At 69.8% G+C, this 16,546-nt stretch carries 1 protein-coding gene (running past one end of the window); it reads right to left on the bottom strand.

From position 1 onward, the window contains the following. On the bottom strand, positions 1–16,546 hold the start of the coding sequence (locus ACFC0O_RS28795) for a hypothetical protein (RefSeq protein ID WP_375963049.1). 17,903 nt of this gene lie to the left of the window's left edge; the window shows 16,546 of its 34,449 coding nt (coding positions 1–16,546); it begins with the start codon at positions 16,544–16,546; the stop codon falls past the left edge of the window.

The following is a 16,546-nucleotide window of genomic DNA, read 5'->3' as shown; positions in this document are numbered from 1 at the left end:
GCTCGATGCCGAGTCGCGTCGCGAGCCGATCGCGGGCCGCCAGCGCCGCGGGCTCATCCATACCGCGCAGCAGTTTGGCGTAGTTGGCCAGATCCTTGACCTGCTGTGCGCGCAGCACGGCGGGAGTCTTGGGATCGGCGAGCAGCTGCGCCACCCGCGCCGGGTCGAGTTCGTCCGGCTCCAGCCCGAGACGGTTCGCCAGGTTGTCCCGCGCCTCGTTCAGCTTGTGGAAGTTGTCGATGGCATCGCTGCTGCGGATGAAATCAGCCATGCCCTCGATCTGCGCGGCACGCAGGGCATTGTCGTGATGCAGCGCCGCGATGGTGTCGGCCAGCCGGGCCGAGTTGAGGTCCATGTGGTACTGCGTGAGACGGGCCGCGATCTCATTGCGAGCCGCGCGCACCGCGTCCGGATCGTGCGGTGTCGCCGGGTGCGTGGTGACCGAATCCGGGTGCGGGGCAACGGCATCCAGACCGGGTGAGGCCACCCGCCAGGGACCGTCATCGGTGCGCAGCATGGTGACCGGCATGGGACGGCCGTCCACATCGACGTCCTGGAAGCGCGCCTCCGGGGGCCGCTCGCTCTCCATGATGTGCACCTGGCCCGCGTCATCGATCAGCGCCAGGCGGTAATCCAGGTGCAGCGCACCGGAATTCAGCAGTTCGCCGATATGCGGGTGTTCGGCGAGGAAGCCCGCCAGATGCGTGTCGTGGTCATCCTCGGCGCGCATGACGACCAGCCGGTGCGGATCGCCGGACGCGTCACCCGGGTAGACGCCGACGCTCGGATCGAGGGTGACGCCGCCGTGCTCATCCACCCAGCCGTGCGCGATATCGTCGACGACCAGCTGCCGCTGTTCGCGCGCGGCCGCATCCGCGGTCAGGAAATCGTCCACGGCAGTGGAGAAGTCGGATATCGCGTCGATCCGGTCACGCAGATCCAAGCGAAGTTCGGCAAGGGTGCGATTGAGTCGCTCGTCCGGTGCGAGCGCATCCAGCTCGACGCCGAGCAACTGCGCCCAATTCGACCGTTCATCGCGAATCTGGTCGCGCAACAGGGACCGCTCGAACAGCGGGCCGCCCTTGGAGGTGTTCGCGTCATCGCCGAGATCGTCGAATTCACGGCCGGGTTCGGCGCTGTTGTTGACGCCCTCCCACTGCAGCATGGTGGTGCTCAGACCCTGGGAGCGTGCGACCTCGCGCAGGAATCCGCTGAGCGGGTCGTTATCGAAAATGCTGACCTCATCGCTGTAGGCGATGCTGGCATTCTCGGTGTTGTAGCGCTCCGATGCGCTGCGCAGGCCCTCGATGGCACCGGCCTGGCGCAGGGCGAGGTAGTTGGACTCGTCCAGGGCGCGGCGCAGGGTGGCGGCGTCCACGTCCGTGAGGTCGATACCGGCGCGACCGGCGTGCCGCTGCAATTCGGCCAGTGCGGTATCGCGGGCGTCGAGGGCGTCGGCGAAAGGCTGCGGCAGGTCCGCGGGGTGCCGAGGGTGCTCGGGGGTGGACGGATCACCCTGTGCCGATTGGGGTTCGGTGGGTGATTCGCTGGAAGCCGGTTCGTGCTGCCCCTCCCCCGGCGGGAGTTCGTTATGCGCTTGGCCGGGCGGGAGTTCGGCATGCGTCGGTCCCGCGGTGATCTCCAGACCCGACAGGCGCAGACTTTCCTCGATGGCCGCGCGCACCTTCGGGTCGCCCTCGGTGAGCCAGGGCTGGTACTCGCCGTTCCGGGTGCGCATGGGCACGCCGTCGCCCGCGATGGTCGCGACCCGGCGGCTCAGCAGGCGCAGCAGCGGCATTCGCTCGCGCGCCTTCCAGATGGTCGCGCCCTCCTTGCCCAGCCGGACGGGGTTGAAGCCGTCCTTCAGGGTCTCCAGCTCGTGACTGTGGATCAGGGCGCCGACATCGTGAACGATTTCGACCTGATACTTGCCGTCCTGTTTGGAGCCGGAGCCGTATTTCGGTGAGTAGCCGCCATATCCGCCCTTGAAGGCATCCCAGAGCTTGCGCAGCAGCGAACGATGCGGCTGCTCCGGAGTCGTCTTGGGCGCACCCGGCTGTTCGGGGAGGCCGGGGCGGGTGGCGACCTCGATGCGCTGATGACCGTCCGCATCGGTGCTGACCCGCACGTGTACGCGCTCGCCGTCGGCCTCCAGCACCATATGACGGCTGGTCGGGGTATCGCCGGTGTAATTGGCCGCGCGCACCAGATCCGCGACATCCTCTGCGCGGCGCAGGGTTTCATCGCGCAGCTCGGTGAGGGTGGCCTCGCGGTGCTGGGGCGCGAGATCCTGCGGGTCGCGGCCCAGCAGGCGCGCCCAGTCATCACGGAGGGCGGCGATCCGGTCACGGTGCGCCGGATCGGTGGTGGCGTCGTGATGTTCGGCCAGGCGTGCGAGCTCCTCGATGGCACCGGCGCGCAATAGATTTCGGTATTGCAGCTCACCGGCGAGTTCGGCGAGGCGGTGCGGGGACAGATCGGATTCGTCCAGGTGCAGGCGGGCGGCGATATCGTCGCGCAGTTCGGACATGGACAGCGCGCGCGGCTCCGCCGGGACACCCTCGCGGACGGGGCCGTCCCACGGGTTGAGTGGGAGTTCCCGTGGCGCAGCGCCGGATTCGTGCTCCGGATGGTTCGCGCCGGAGTTCAGGTCGGGATCGCCGGGAGTCGACTCGGGACGGTTCGTACCCGAAGCCAGCTCGGGGCGGTCCGGCTGTCCGGCGAGTTCACGTGCCGCCTGAGCGGCGTCTTCCTCGGCACCGGCGCGGGCGAGACGTTCATCGAGGCCGAGTCGGCGCAGCTCGGCCTCCATGGCCGCTACCTGGGCCGGATCCGCCTCGGTGCGCCAGTATTCCTCACCCGCGTAGCGTTCTTCGGCGGTGAGCGGAACCAGATCCTCGGGACGCATGGGCGTCGGCGGGCGGTTCTGGTCCGGATCACCGAAAAGGTCTCGGGCATGCGCGGTTTCGGCGATTTCCCGCAGCGCCGCCAGGGGATCCGGATGCCTGCCGAGTGCATCACCCAGGCCCAGCGCGTCCACCAGGCGGGCGATCTGCGCCTGCTGCTCGGGAGTGCGCGGGATCGTTTCCTGCTGCGGCGGCAGCTGACGCAGATGATCCGCGATATCGCGCAGGACGGGCGAGGCGATGGCCGGATCTATCGGGGGCGCGACGGTATTCGCGCTATCCCCCTCCGGGCTCGGCGCGGGCAACTCGACAGTCGGAGCCTCCGAGGCGGGCACCGGCAGTTCCAGGGTTTCCGCGTCGGGCGAATGCCGCGGTGCGGCCGGGTCATTCGCCGCCGGATCACCCGGGGTGAGGGGGACCGTCGGGTCATTTTCGTTCGGGCCGTAGGCCATCTGGCGGCGCTGCGGTCCGTCACCGCGATCGGGATTCGAGTCGGCGTCGCCTGGGGGCTCCGGTGTGCCCTCCGAGGTGAGCGGGGTGGCTTCCGGGGGTTTGAGGGTGCCGTCCGGATTGAACGGGGTGTACGCCTCGGCGGGCGTGACTGGTTCCGGCGGCTTCAGGGTGCCGTCCGGATTGAAGGGGGTGTACGGGTCGGCGGGCGGGGCGATGGCGGCGGCCGGTTCGGGGGCGTTCGCGGCGGCGGGCGGTTCGATCGGTTCGGTTCCGCGCAGGGCCGCGGTGTCGAGCAACAGCTTGTGCAGGACCTTCGCGGGCTCGCTGGCGGCGTCGCCGTTGCGGGTGACGTCGGCATAGGCTTCCGCCACCGCTTCTTCCGGGTTGAGCAGCCCGTATTCGTCGAAGCAGTACCGGCTCAGCTGATCCAGCCACACGGCGTAGCCGACCGTGGTGCCACGGGTTTCGGTGTAGTGATCGAGCAGCGTCTGGTCGGCCAGAGCCAGGGCCCTGCTCTCACCGTGCAACTCCAGCACATGGCCGAATTCGTGCACGATCGTCGAATAGATCGGTCGCTCACCGTGACCCGGTGCGAAGCTGCCGTCCGCATCGCCGCTCCTGGCTTGCGCCGCCCACTTCTCCGGGTTCTCGGCCACGTCCATATTCAGCACGATGCATTCGGCGGACACCCTGCCGTCGGGTCCGGTCTCGTCATCGACGAAGGCTGCGGTGTTCTCCAGGCCGCCACCGGATTCGCCCTCATCGCCGGATTCGCCGTCCTCGGGGTCGGCGGTGAAATCGTCGACCTCCAGAGCGCGCAGTTTGGTACCGGGATGCGCGGTCAGCCGGTCGTCGACCGCGCGCGCGAATTCACGCAGCACCTCGACATTGATTCGGGGGTCCTGGAATCCGGTGATCTCCAGACCCCAGCGCTCGGTCAGCAGATCCTCGATCTGCCGCGAATCCATTTGCGACCATTCGTCATCCGGGCGCGGCGACCAGTCCGGTGCGGGGTCATGGCTGTCGTCCGACGGTGAATCGTCGTGCGGGTGCGTCGAATCCTCGTGCTGGGCAGGCGAATCCCGTGGATGCGGTTGTGCGTCGTCCGGGAAGGTCATGCGGCGCTGCGGGCCGTCTTCGGGGCGCGGGCCGTCGCCGTCGGCTTCGGGTCGGGCACGCGGGGTTTCACCGCCGGGCCGATCGGAACCCTCGGGCCGGGTCCCGGACGCGTCATCGTGCGCGGGCAGCGCGCGGGGCGCGTCGGCATCGCGGCCGCCGCCGAAGCGGTCGGTGAGGCGTTCCCAAAGTCCGCGGGCGCGTTCGGGTTCGGCGGTCAACGGTGCGGCACCATCGAGCACACGCGCGGCGATCCGGTCCACCAGGTGCTGCGGGTCGGTTTCGGACATGTGCTGGAATCTGGCGGCCAGATGATCCGAGGCGGTGCCCGCGCCGGTGGGCGGCGGCACGCGCCAGCCGCCGTGACCGTCGCGCTCCAGCCAGAGATTGAGTTCGACCTTGCCGATCTTCAGCGGGAATCGGCTGTAGCGGTCGCGATCTCGGACGCGGTGCTCATCGGGAGCCTCGTCCGGGAGATCGGGCATGGACAGGCGGCGGGTCATCAGGTCGCGGGCGACGGCGGCCGGATGTGGATAGGTCACCGCGGGATCGTTCTCGGCCTGCCGGTGACCGGCCTCCATGAACCGGTCGGAGAGCCTGGTCGGCACCTGCTCGTGCATACCGTCGCGGCGCAGCGAGAATTTCGGGCGCGTCGTGTGATCGAAGGCGTCCCCGCCGAGCTGGCCCAGCCACTGCTCGAAACCCAGTGTGGTGGAACCCTCTTCGCGATAGCGCAGATAGTGCGCGAGCATCTCGGCCACCGCTTCACGGTGATTGGGCCTGCGCATCGGGCCCTCGGCCTCGCTCGCGAACAGGTTCCGGATCCGGACGCCGTCACCGTGCGGGGTGACCTCGCGGTATTCGATGCGGTGCGTGCCGTCCCACAGCGCGTCCGCGTAACGCGGATCCGCGGCGGCCAGCTCACGCAGCGCGCGCATATGCCCACCCTCGGGCGCGAAGACCACCAGGGTGTCCCGGGTGCCCACCGTATCGCGCGTCCGGATCACCTGATCGGAAAGCCGCTCCCCCGCGGGATATGTCCGCTGCAACTCCGCTTCCGAAGCGTCCCTGGACAATTCGGTCGCATCCGGGCGCGCGGGATGCGTATCGGACTCGTCGCTACCATCGGCGGGGACGCGATCCGCGGCGGGATCCGTGCGGGGTGCTTCCGGGCGGGGGTCGGTTGCGCCTGGGGCGTCGATCGGCCGGGGCACCTCCGAGCCCGGGGTGTTCGCCCACGGGAGGTCGGAACGAGGTTCGGCGATGCGCGGGAGGTCCGGGTGCGGATCGGCGGTGTTCGGGCGGTCCGACCGGGTGTCGGCGGGGGTGTCGATATGCGGGGTGTCGGTGAAAGCCGGTCTGCCCCAGCGGGGGTCGCCGGCCTCGCCGTAGGAGCGGACCACGTCGAAGGCGACCTCGGCGGCGTCCAGGCCGGTCTTCCGGAGGTATTTGCGCAGGGCGTCGACGCCCGCCTCGTAGGCGCGGGACTCGGGAGTACCCGTACGGCCGGGGCGGTCCATCGCCCTGTCGTAGGCGGCGGTATAGGCGCGTTCGGCGGGGCCGACCAGGATCGGGGTACCGGATTCGCGCAGCAGGCGGAGGTGCTCGATCTCCACGGCGTAGTCGGCGGCACGGCGATCCCGGGCCTGCGGGGTGTCCCTGCCCTGCGGGGCCGGGGCGTGCGTCGGTTCGGTGCTCGCCGGAATGCCGTGTGCGCGATCCCATGCCGCGCCGTGCACGACACCCAGATCACGCTGCGATACCAGCGGGCCGTCGGTGGTGATGCGCGCGGTCACCTCGCGAACGGCGGCGCGATAGGCGGCGGCCTCCAGCATGCGCTGGGTGGCGCTGTCATTTCCCTTGTACGCGCGCTGCGCCGTTTCGAGCGCCTGTTCGCGGGTCGCCAGGAAGGCGCGCTCCAGCGGATCGCGCACCGGCGCGCGTTCGAAGCCCGAATTCGCGTACCAGACACGGTGATTCTCGAAGGACAGCGCCAGTCCCTCGGCATGCCTGCCCAGCATGGTCTGCACGTATTCGTCGCGGGTCAGGTCGAAGCGCTCGAGCGGGCCGTCGACCGCATGGATCGCATCCGCCACCAGCGCGGCGTGCACGAGCTCGCCGACCGCGTGGTTGAACGAGCTCACCGGGTAGGGCAGCACAACGGTATTCGTCGCCGGGTCGTACCCGAGCAGCGAACCCTGGCGGGTGCGGCCGTCCGGTCCGAGGCCGGTGGACGCCTCCGGCTCGCCGCTGAATCGGATATCGACACCGTGCCGGTCCAGCGTTTGCACCGCCCAGCGGCTGATGTCGGTGCCGCTGTCGTGGCTGAGCGCGGTCAGGCGAATCTGGTCGCGGGCGACATCCAGGGCCAGTGGCTCCGGATGATTCGCCCAGGCTCCGGGGATGCGGTCCGAGTCCGGCTGCTCGTGACCGTGCACGGGCGGGGCGGTGTGCTCGTCCGCCAGGCCGAGCGGGAGGTTCTCATCCGTGCCGCCGGTGAAGCGATGGTCCGCGAGCAGTGCTTCGATACCCGCCTCGTGCGCGATACGGCGCAGTTCGGCTTCGGAGATCTCCGGGGTGCGGGCGCGCGCGGCGGCGGCCGCCTCGTCACCGGCGGTCAGATAGTCGTCCTGCAGTCCGCGACGGTATTCCGATTCCGCGCGATCCCGCAGTGGACCACCGCTCGGGTCATAGCCCGCATCGCGCAGGGCGCGCTCGAATTCGGCTTGCCTGCCGAATGATTCGGCGGCCGAGTGCAGCGCCTCCTCGCGGGTGGGCGCGGTTTCGCGGGCCGGAGCATGATCCGGGGGCAGCGGATCGTCCGCGCCGACGCGAGTCGCGTCCGCGCTGTTCCGCACCGAATCGCCGGAAAGACTGTCGTCGCCGAAACGCACTGCATCGCTGCCGAATCCGAGGGAGTCCTCGCGCGATGCGTGCTCGTCGGGTGCGCGGTCGGCGGGACCGGCCTGGGTGGCGCTGGTCAGGGTATCGAGGTGTGCGACGGCGGCGACCACCGCGGACGCCTGCCCCAGTTGGTCACGGCCGTGGGTGTCTATGACGAGTTCACGGGTGTCCGCGTCGAAGGAGTCCGGGTGGCCCAGGCCCTCGGTATCGGTGAGGCGGAGGGTGACGCCCGCATCGCGAAGCGCGGCCAGGGCCTCGCGCCCGATCTCGGTGTGCGCCAGCACCTCCGAGATCGCGATGACCTCCGGACGGGCGGGGCGGCCCGCCCAGGTATCGGGCGCGTTGTGGGGATAGGCCAGGTCGCGAACGGCGCGCTGCTCCGGCGGAACGCCATCGTCGGGCCGATGCGAACCCGAGTCCCGGTCCTGCCGATCGGACCGGTCGCTGTCCCCGGCCGCGGGAGCCGGGTCCTCGGGAAGGGGTTCGGGATGCAGGCTGCCCGCACCGTCACCCGAATCATCCGGGGATTTCGGTCGAACCGGCTGTGCACCAGGATCTTCCGGAGGCTCATCGGTTCGGGCGTCGACATCGTCCGGCGGGGCTTCCGAGGATTCCATCGGGCGCACGTCGGCATCGCCCAGCGGGGCTTCGGGGGACTCGATCGGGCGGGCGCGCGGTTGTTCCGTGTGCTGAACCGGGCCCAGATCCTCGATCTCGTGGCCCAGGGCGCGCCAGTGTTCGCGGGCGGTATTCACCAGGGTGCGGTTCAATACCTTGGCGGGTTCGCTCGCGGCATCCTCGTTGAGTTCGACATCGGCGAAGGCTTCGGGCAGGGCCTCCTGCGCCAACAACATGCCGTCTTCGCGGAAGCTGTACCCGCTGAGCTGTTTCAGCCAGGTGTCGAAGGCGGCGCTGTTGTCCCGGATGGGGCCGTAACGCTGTTCGTAGTAGTCCGCCAGGTCATTGAAGGCGCGCTGGTTCGCCACCTCGCCGCCCGCGAAATCGACGCCGTGGCCGAGTTCGTGCACCAGGGACGAATACACCGGGCGCTCACCGGCTCCCGGGACGCGGATGCCCTCCGCCTCATCGGCCACGACGCGGCGGTGGAACTCCTGTGGATCGGTGGCGAAACGCTCGTTGAGGACGAGTCGATCGGTGTGCTTGCGGCCGCCGGGGCCCTCACCGTCCACCGCGACCGCGAATACGTTCGCGTCCCTGATCGGGCCCACGGATACGCCCCGGAGATCGATATAGGGATGGCGGGCCAGCATGTCCTCGACCGCACGGGCGAACTCGCGCAACACTTCCGGATGCACGTTCGTATTGCCGAAGCCCTCGACCTCGAGGCCGAAGCGCGTGCGCAGCTCCTGCTCGATCTCCTCGGCATTCTTGCCGGACCACGAATCATCCGGGGGTGGTTGCCAATCCGGCGCGATCGGCGGGGGCGAACCATCGCCGGAACCAGAATCGTCCGGCGAATGATGTTCCGGCGCAGACTCATCCGGCGAATCGGCGACGGGCTGGGTGTGATCGACCGTTCCCCAGTCATCGTCGTCGAAGAACTCGGGACCTTCGGCTTCGTCCTCGGATGAGCGCCGCGATCCCGGCTCGGACTGCTCCCCCGCCGGGCCATCCGTGCGCCAGGAGCCGTCCGGCCGACGCGTCTGATCCGGCTCCGGCCAAACCTGTTCCGGCCGAGTCGCATCGGATCGGGTCCGGTCGGCCGCGTCCGCGCCGGGCTCGTCAGTGAGCCAGGAACCGTCTTGGCGGCGCGGCTGCTCCGGTGCGGAGTCCGCCACCTCCGCACGAGTCACATCCGCCGGGAGCGGCTGCGGGCGGGTGTCGTCGGCGCGAGTTGCATTCGGGGGCAGTGGCTCTGGGCGGGTGGGGGCGGAGTCGATGGGGGTGGGGCGGGTGGGTTCGGGGAGGAGTTGGTGTTGGGCGACGTATTCGGCGAAGACGTCGGCCAGGAGTTCCTGGCGCATGGCGTCGGCGCGCACTCGCTCCAGGGCGGGGAGGAGGTTCTCGTGTTCGAGGTCGATGCCGAGGAGGTCGGCCAGGTCGGCGCGCTCGCCCGCCAACTCCTGGCGGCGCTCGGCGATTTCGCGGTAGCGGTCGATGAATTCGGTGTCCAGCGAACCGGTTTCGTGACCGTTGTTGACGCCGGGGTGGTCCAGCGCCGAAAACGCTTCGGGGCCCATGAGTTCGCGCAGGAAACGGCGGCCGGGATCGTCGCCGAGCAGGCCCTTGAGATCCAGGGGCAATTCGCGGCTGAACGGCGCTCGGCGATCCTCCTCGTCGTAGCGGTTCGCGACCTCGTCGAAACGGTCGATATCCGCTTGGCGCTGCTGGGCTCGGTCACGGATTTCGCCTTCGGCCAATCCCAGTGACAGGGGGCTGTAATCCGGCAGGGCGATACCGAAATGCTCTGCCAGACGGGACAACTCGGACTGGAGGGCATGGCGGTCGATATCGTCGCGCGAAGGAAGGGCGATATCCGCGCGGGTGTCGGCGGTCGAGTTCGTATCGGACGGATCCGGCTGGGGCAGAGCCGCATCCAAGGCTTCCCAGTGCTCGCGCATGCGCTCCGGGATATCGACGCCTGCGGCCAGGCGCGGATCGGCCTCGGTCTCCCAGTACCTGTTCTCCGAACCGTCCGGATTACGCGGAATGACGAAATCATCGGGGCGGGCGGCATTGATACCGCGCATGAATTCGATGATTCGGCGACGCTGCCGGAACAGCTCGACCAATTCCTTGAGCGCTCGGACGCCACCGTTCGAAGTTTCGTGCTGATCGACATGACCACCGGCCAACTCCACGATGGCGTTCTCGGTGAACTTCGCACCGAATCCGTCGAGCCTGCTGCCCGAGGCATGTTTGAGAATCGGCGCGTGCTCGCCGAGCAGACGGCGAATCTCGGTCCCGATCTCCCGCAACTGCTGGGCCGCGCGGCCGAGTGCGGTCGCGGGACGCTCCGGCTGCACGGCCGCGGGCGAAACCTCCGGCCACACTTGAGCATCCGTATGCGCGGGAGCCACCGGGGTCGGCTCGGCAGGCGGCAGATCGGTTCGCGTGTCATCGGCACGGGTGTGCTCGGGGGCGGTGAGATCCGTCTGCGTGTCGTCGGTGCGCGTGCGGTCGGGACCGGCGAGATCCGTCCGCGTGTCATCGGTACGGGTGTGGTCGGCTACCGGCAAATCGGTGCGGGTGCCATCGACCCGGGTTGTGTTCGGGTCGTCCGAATTCCAGGTGCCGTCCGGATTACGCGGCGCGTCCGGTGACGCGGCATCCGACGTGCGGGGCGGCTCCGCACCCGATTCCCATGAGCCGTCGGACTGCCGGGATTGCTCGGGCGGGCCGTCCGGCTCCCAACTGCCGTCGTTGTGACGCAGCTGATCCGGCGCACCATCCTGCTGCCAGGTGCCATCATCCAGGCGCGACTGATCCGGCGCGCCTTCCTGCTCCCACGTGCCATCGGCCCGGCGCGACTGGTCCGGCGGGCCATCCTGCTCCCGCGTGCCATCGTCTCGGCGCGACTGATCCGGCTCGCCGTCCTGTTGCTGGGGGCCATCGTCGCTGCGGAGTTGATCCGGCGGGCCGTCCTGCTGCCAGGTGCCGTCGGGCTGGCGGGTTTGGTCGGGTGGGGCGTCCTGTTGCCGGGTGGCGTCGTCGGCGAGATCTTGCTCGGGCGTTGGGATTTCGTCTACGGGCCGGGCATCGTCGGGGTTGATCGAGCGGTCCAGGCCAGCCTGGGTGGCGCGGTCGATTTCGGCGAGGCCGTCGTCGATGCGACGCTGCAATTCGGCCATGCGGGCGGTGGATTCGTCCAGGACGTCGTTCGCGCGGGCGATTGCTTCGGACAGGCCGGGCGCGTTGCCTTCGGCGATCGCGTCCAGGTCGCGGCTCACCATTCGATCCAGGGCGGCGAAACCGTCGTCGATGCGGCGCTGCAATTCGACCAGGCGGGCCTGCGATTCGCGGATCACCGCATTGGCGCGGTCCAGCGCCTCGGTCACCGTGCCCGGCGAGTCTGCCGGGGTGACGGTCGGATCGGGCTGCGCGGCAGCGGAATCCGGGTTGTGCGCGGATGGATCGGACCCATCCGGATCCGGTGCCGGCGCGACCGGCGGATCGGTCGGCGGCTTCCCACCGCCCGCCGCATCGGATGCATCCGGCTGGGGCGCAGACGAATCCACCGCATCGGGCTGGGGCACAGGAGAATTCGCCGCATCCGGCTGGGACGCAGACGAATCCACCGCATCGGGTTGGGGCGGCGACGTGTCCGGGCGAGCCGGGTGCGTCTCCGGGTCGGCGGCGGACGGATGCTCATCGGGCCGGGTGGTGTGGGGGTCGGGGGCTTCGGAGATGGGGAGAACTGTGGCTTGGATGCCGAAATGGCCCTCGCCACGGGCTTGGACGGCGTCGATGTGCAGGTCGAGGCCGTGCGCCAGGAGCATGGTGGGGAGGCGATCGCCCAGCGGGGAGAGGTCGCCCAGGAAGAGGGCGGGGGTGCCCGCGGGGAGGGTCAGTTCGATGTGGTGGGTTACGCCGTCCAGCGACGGAAGGGCACCGAGGATGGGGCGCAGGAATTCGGGGAGATGCTGGGCGGTGCCGACCAGGTCGAGAGGGGAACCCGGGAAGGGGTTGGTGTCGGTGGCAAAGGTGACCATCACCGGCTCGTCGAGCGGATGCAGGTTCAGGGCGCTGTTGATATCGCCTATGGCACGGGCGATTTCGGGGGTTGGCTCGGCCTCACCGCGCAATACCGCGTCGATGGCGGCGGGGGTGGGGGCATCCGGGCGGGGGCGCGGGCCGTCGGCGGACGGGTCGCCGAGGTAGGCGCGGATGGCCGCGCGCTGCGCATCGGTCAAACGGGCGTGCGCGTCCGCCCAGGTCTCGCGGCCGTAGGCGAGGGTGTGCGGGAGGTCGAGGGCGGGCTCATCGGAGGTGCGCAGGAAACGCACCGGCTGATTGCCGTGGCCGATGCGGACGCGCTCGTCGAGCATCGTCCGCTGCTTGGCGGCGAGACGGTGCACCGGATCACCGTCGGGCTTGAAGAGAATCGCGTGCGTGCCTTGGGTTTCGCGCGGCACCACCGGCGGAAAACCGTGCTCGCGCTCGGCGGCCGGATCCCTGACCACGATCTCGCCGCCCTCATTGACCAGCAGGTAGGCGTGCGCGCCCACACCGTAGGCGTCCGCGTCACCGGCGTAGTGGTCCACCACCAGCGCCGCGGAACCGGGGCCGAGGTCGCGCAGGCGGTCGGCGATGGCATCGTGATCGGGGTACTCGCGCAACCGTCCGCCCGCGGCCGAGACCAGCTCGTCGCGGGACATGCCGGATGCGCCGATCGTGCGCTCCGGGATTCGAATCCGATCGCTGCCGGTGATATCGCGCAGCAGTCGCAGCGACAGTTCACCACAGCGACCTCGGGTGGAGCGGCGCTCTTCGTGGTCGGGGGCGGGCGAATCATCCTGCCGCGCCGGGGATTGCGCGGTGTCATCCAGGGTGCCCGGATGCGGGGTCGCGCCATCGCCGCGATCCGGCGGGGTGGAACGGTGGCCGGGCTCGTCCTCGGGCTTGCGGGCGTTCGGGCGGGGCTCTGCGGCATCGGAGTCGGCTCGGTCCGTGCGAGGGCGCGAATCGGCGGGGCGTTGTGCGCCATCGTGCGTGTGCGGGGTCGCGCCGTCGGCGATCGGGATCGGGGCTACCAGCAGGGCATCCGGGTCATCGGCGTGCGTGCGGGAATCGTCGTCGGATCCGCGACGAGACGAATCGTCCGATGCGCGAGCAGGATCCGACGCACCGTCGCGGACCGGGTGCGGCTGACCGCGATCATCCGAGTCGAACCTGGCGCGATCGGAATCCCCTTCCGAGTCCGAGCGTGGTTTCGCGTCCGAGTCATGGGACGTCGTATCGTCGGCGCGCGGCGAATCCTGCTGCCGCTCTCCGGAATCCGTGCGATCGCGAGAGCCGTCTTCGGCATCCACGCGCGGGGATCGGTCCGAATCGTGAGGAGTGGCGGCGTCATGCGGCGGTGAATCCTGTTGAGAATCAGTCGTATCCGAGCGATCTCGCACGCCATCGTCCGAACCCGGCCGAGTATTCGGATCGTCGCCACGCGGAGCGCGCTCGTCGCTGCGCGGAGTGGACTCATCACGATGTGAGGTGATCTCATCGCTACGCGGGGGCGAGTCGTCACTGCGCGGCGTGGTCTCGTCGCTACGCGGCGTGGTCTCGTCACTGCGCGGAGCGGTCTCGTCCTTGTGGGGGGTGCTCTCGTCGCTGCGCGGCGTGGTCTCGTCGCTACGCGGAGCGGTCTCGTCGCTGCGTGGAGTGCTCTCGTCGCTGCGCGGAGCGGTTTCATCGCTATGCGGGGCGGAGTCGGTGCGATCTCGGGGAGCATCCGGCGAATCCTGGTGGTCACCAGGGGTTTCCGTGCGGTCGAGTGGGGTGTTGTCGGACTCGGAACGAGTCGACGGGTCGGTTTCGTGAGGCGGGGTGTCGTCGCGCTGATGCGGCGAATCCCGTTGGGGTTCGGAGGAATCCGATCGATCGAGCGAGCCGTCTGAACGATCGCGTGCACCATCATCCGACCCCGGGCGGGTGGCGGGATCGGAACTGTCGGCGCGCGGGGTCGAGTTGTCACCGGGTGGAGGGGAATCCCGTTGGGGTGCCGGCTTTTCGGAGTTGTCATGGGTGCTGTCGTCGGACTCTGGACGTGCGGCGGTATTCGAGTCCGTGTCCGGATGCGCGGCGGGGTCGGAGTCACGATGCGGTGCGGGGGCGTCTTTGGCGGCGTCCGGGTGAGGGGCGTCGGGGCGGGGTGCGTCCGCTGAGTCGCGGTTGGGGGTGGTATCGCCGTGGTCGGTGTGGGGAGTGGCGGTTTCGGGGGTGGCCGGTTCGGGCGGGGTGGCGGACTCGGCGCGGGGGGCCGCTGCGGGGCGATCGGTGGCGGGGCGGGATTCCGGATTCGATTGGGGGCGGGCCGTTTCGGCGCGTGGGGTGGTGGCGTCGGTCGGGCGTGGGGTGGTGGCGTCTCCGGCACGGGGGGAAGCGTCGGCTCGCGGGGCGGTGGCGTCGGCTCGGGGGGCGGTGGTTGATCCGGGGGTGCTTCGGTCGTGGGCCGCACCGGCGGTCGCGTTCGAGGCGGAGTTCGGGTTGGAGCCTGCGTTCACGCCGGAGGTCGCGTTGGCGGCGGATCCGGGCGCGGCGTTCGCGTTCGGTGCGGCGCCCGCGTTTCCGGCGGACGGCACGTTGGGGGCAACGGCTGCGTTCGCGCCCGCGCCTGCCCTCGGGGCCTCGCCCGCACCGGTGTTCGCGCCTGCGGCGGCGGGACCGGTGCCGCCGGTGCCGGTTTGGGGTGCCGCAGCGGGGCTGGTGCTCGGCGACCCGCTGCCGGGGGTTGTGCCGCTGCTCGGCGCGGCACCGCTGGTCGGCGAAGAACTGCTGCCGGGCGAGGAACTGGCCGGAGCAGCGCTGCTGGGCGAAGCACCGCCGGGGGAAGAACTGCTCGGTGCGGAACCTGCCGGGGCGGAACTGCTCGGTGCCGAACCGCTCGCGGCCGCACTGCTCGGGGCCGAACCGCTCGCAGCCGCACTGCTCGGCGCGGAGCCGGTCGGGGCAGCGCTGCTCGGGGCGACGGCGGCTGGAGCGACGCCGTTCGCGGCGGGGCCGGGGGGCGCGTCGGAGGTGTGTGGGATGCCTGCGCGGGAGCCGGGGTCGGTGGAGGATGGTGCGCCGCCGGGTGATTCGGCCGGTGAGTGGCTGTTCGAGGAGCCGTTCGGGGATAGCCCGGCGTGTGAGCCCGCGCCGTCATGTGCTCCCGCGTCGATCGGGCCGGTGTCGTTCGCGGCTGGCGACCGGGTGCTGATTCCACCGGGATGATCAACGGTGGGGCGGGATTCGCCGGTGGTGTCGTCGTTGCCGTGGATGGGGCGGTTGCCGTTCTCACCGGTATCGGGGCTGCCCGCGGGGTGCAGGGAGCTGCCGTCGCCGCCGTGGGTGGCGCTCGGGGTGGAGCCATCTCCGTTGTGGCCGTTGGTATTCGGGCTGTTACCGTTCGTGCCGTCGCCATTGACGCCGTTCAGGGCGGGGGCGTCGCCGGGGTGCAGGCCGGGACCGGCACCGAGGTCGAACTCGGGCGGGCGGAAGCCGATACCGGGCACATTGCGCCCGCTGCCGCCCAGCTTCGAATCCCAGTAGTGATGCGCCCGGGCGTGCATATCACCGGAGATCGCGCCGTTCGATATGCCCGCGGTGAGCATGCGGGGATCGAATTGCGTGTTGGACAGGTTCTCGACAGCCTTGTCCCAGCTCTCGTACTTGATCCAGTCCGCGACGAACTGGGTACCGGTCGCGGCGACGAAACCCGCTCCGGCACCGACGATTCCGGCTCCCATACCGGTGATCCGGGCGGCCACCAGATGATTGACCCCGGCATGGCTGAGCTTATTGCCCGCCCACTCACCGAGTGGCCCCGCGGCCATACCGCCGGCGGCCGAGCTGACCATGGTGACGGCCGCCTGCGTCCAGTTGATGTCCTTGCGGTGCCCCTCGATCACCTGCCATTCCTGAATACCGAGCTCCTGCAGGGTGCCCAGCGCGGTATCGATGGCGGCGTGCTTGAGGAAGAACTTCACGAATGACGCACCGGCCATGCGCGCCACCCGCGCCAGAATGGCGTCCAGCGCCTCCCGGCCGATGATGCGCACCGCGACCCGCGTGAACGCGACCGCCACGGCCTCCGCCGCCGGAGCGGTCGGCGGAAACAGCCAGGCCGCCGCGATCTCCCCCGCCAGCAACACCAGCGATGAGTAGAACATCAGCTTGGTGTATTCGATCTCGGTGCCGACCCCGTCGGCCGATTCCCCGATCTGATCGAAGTATTTCGCCAGATCCGGCAGCGAGGTGCTGTCCTTGTCGCCGCCCTTACCGGACAGCGAATCGAACGCCCGGGACATCTCCTCGACGCCCTTGCCATCCGGATACGCGTTCAGCGTCGCGTATTTCGCGTCATCGATGGCGGACATCATGTCGCGCAGGCCCGAGGCAGCGGTGTGCCAGTCCTGTGCGAGCGCTCGCATCTGGTCTTCGTCCCCGTGCGGCCATTCCATGCCGACGAGCCAGCCCAGCCATTCCAGCGATCCGGGCAGTTCCATCAT

Source organism: Nocardia sp. NPDC056100, assembly GCF_042266325.1.
GTDB lineage: Bacteria > Actinomycetota > Actinomycetes > Mycobacteriales > Mycobacteriaceae > Nocardia.
The sequence above is the reverse complement of the archived record's forward strand: the minus strand, read 5'-3'. Positions and strand labels throughout refer to the sequence as shown.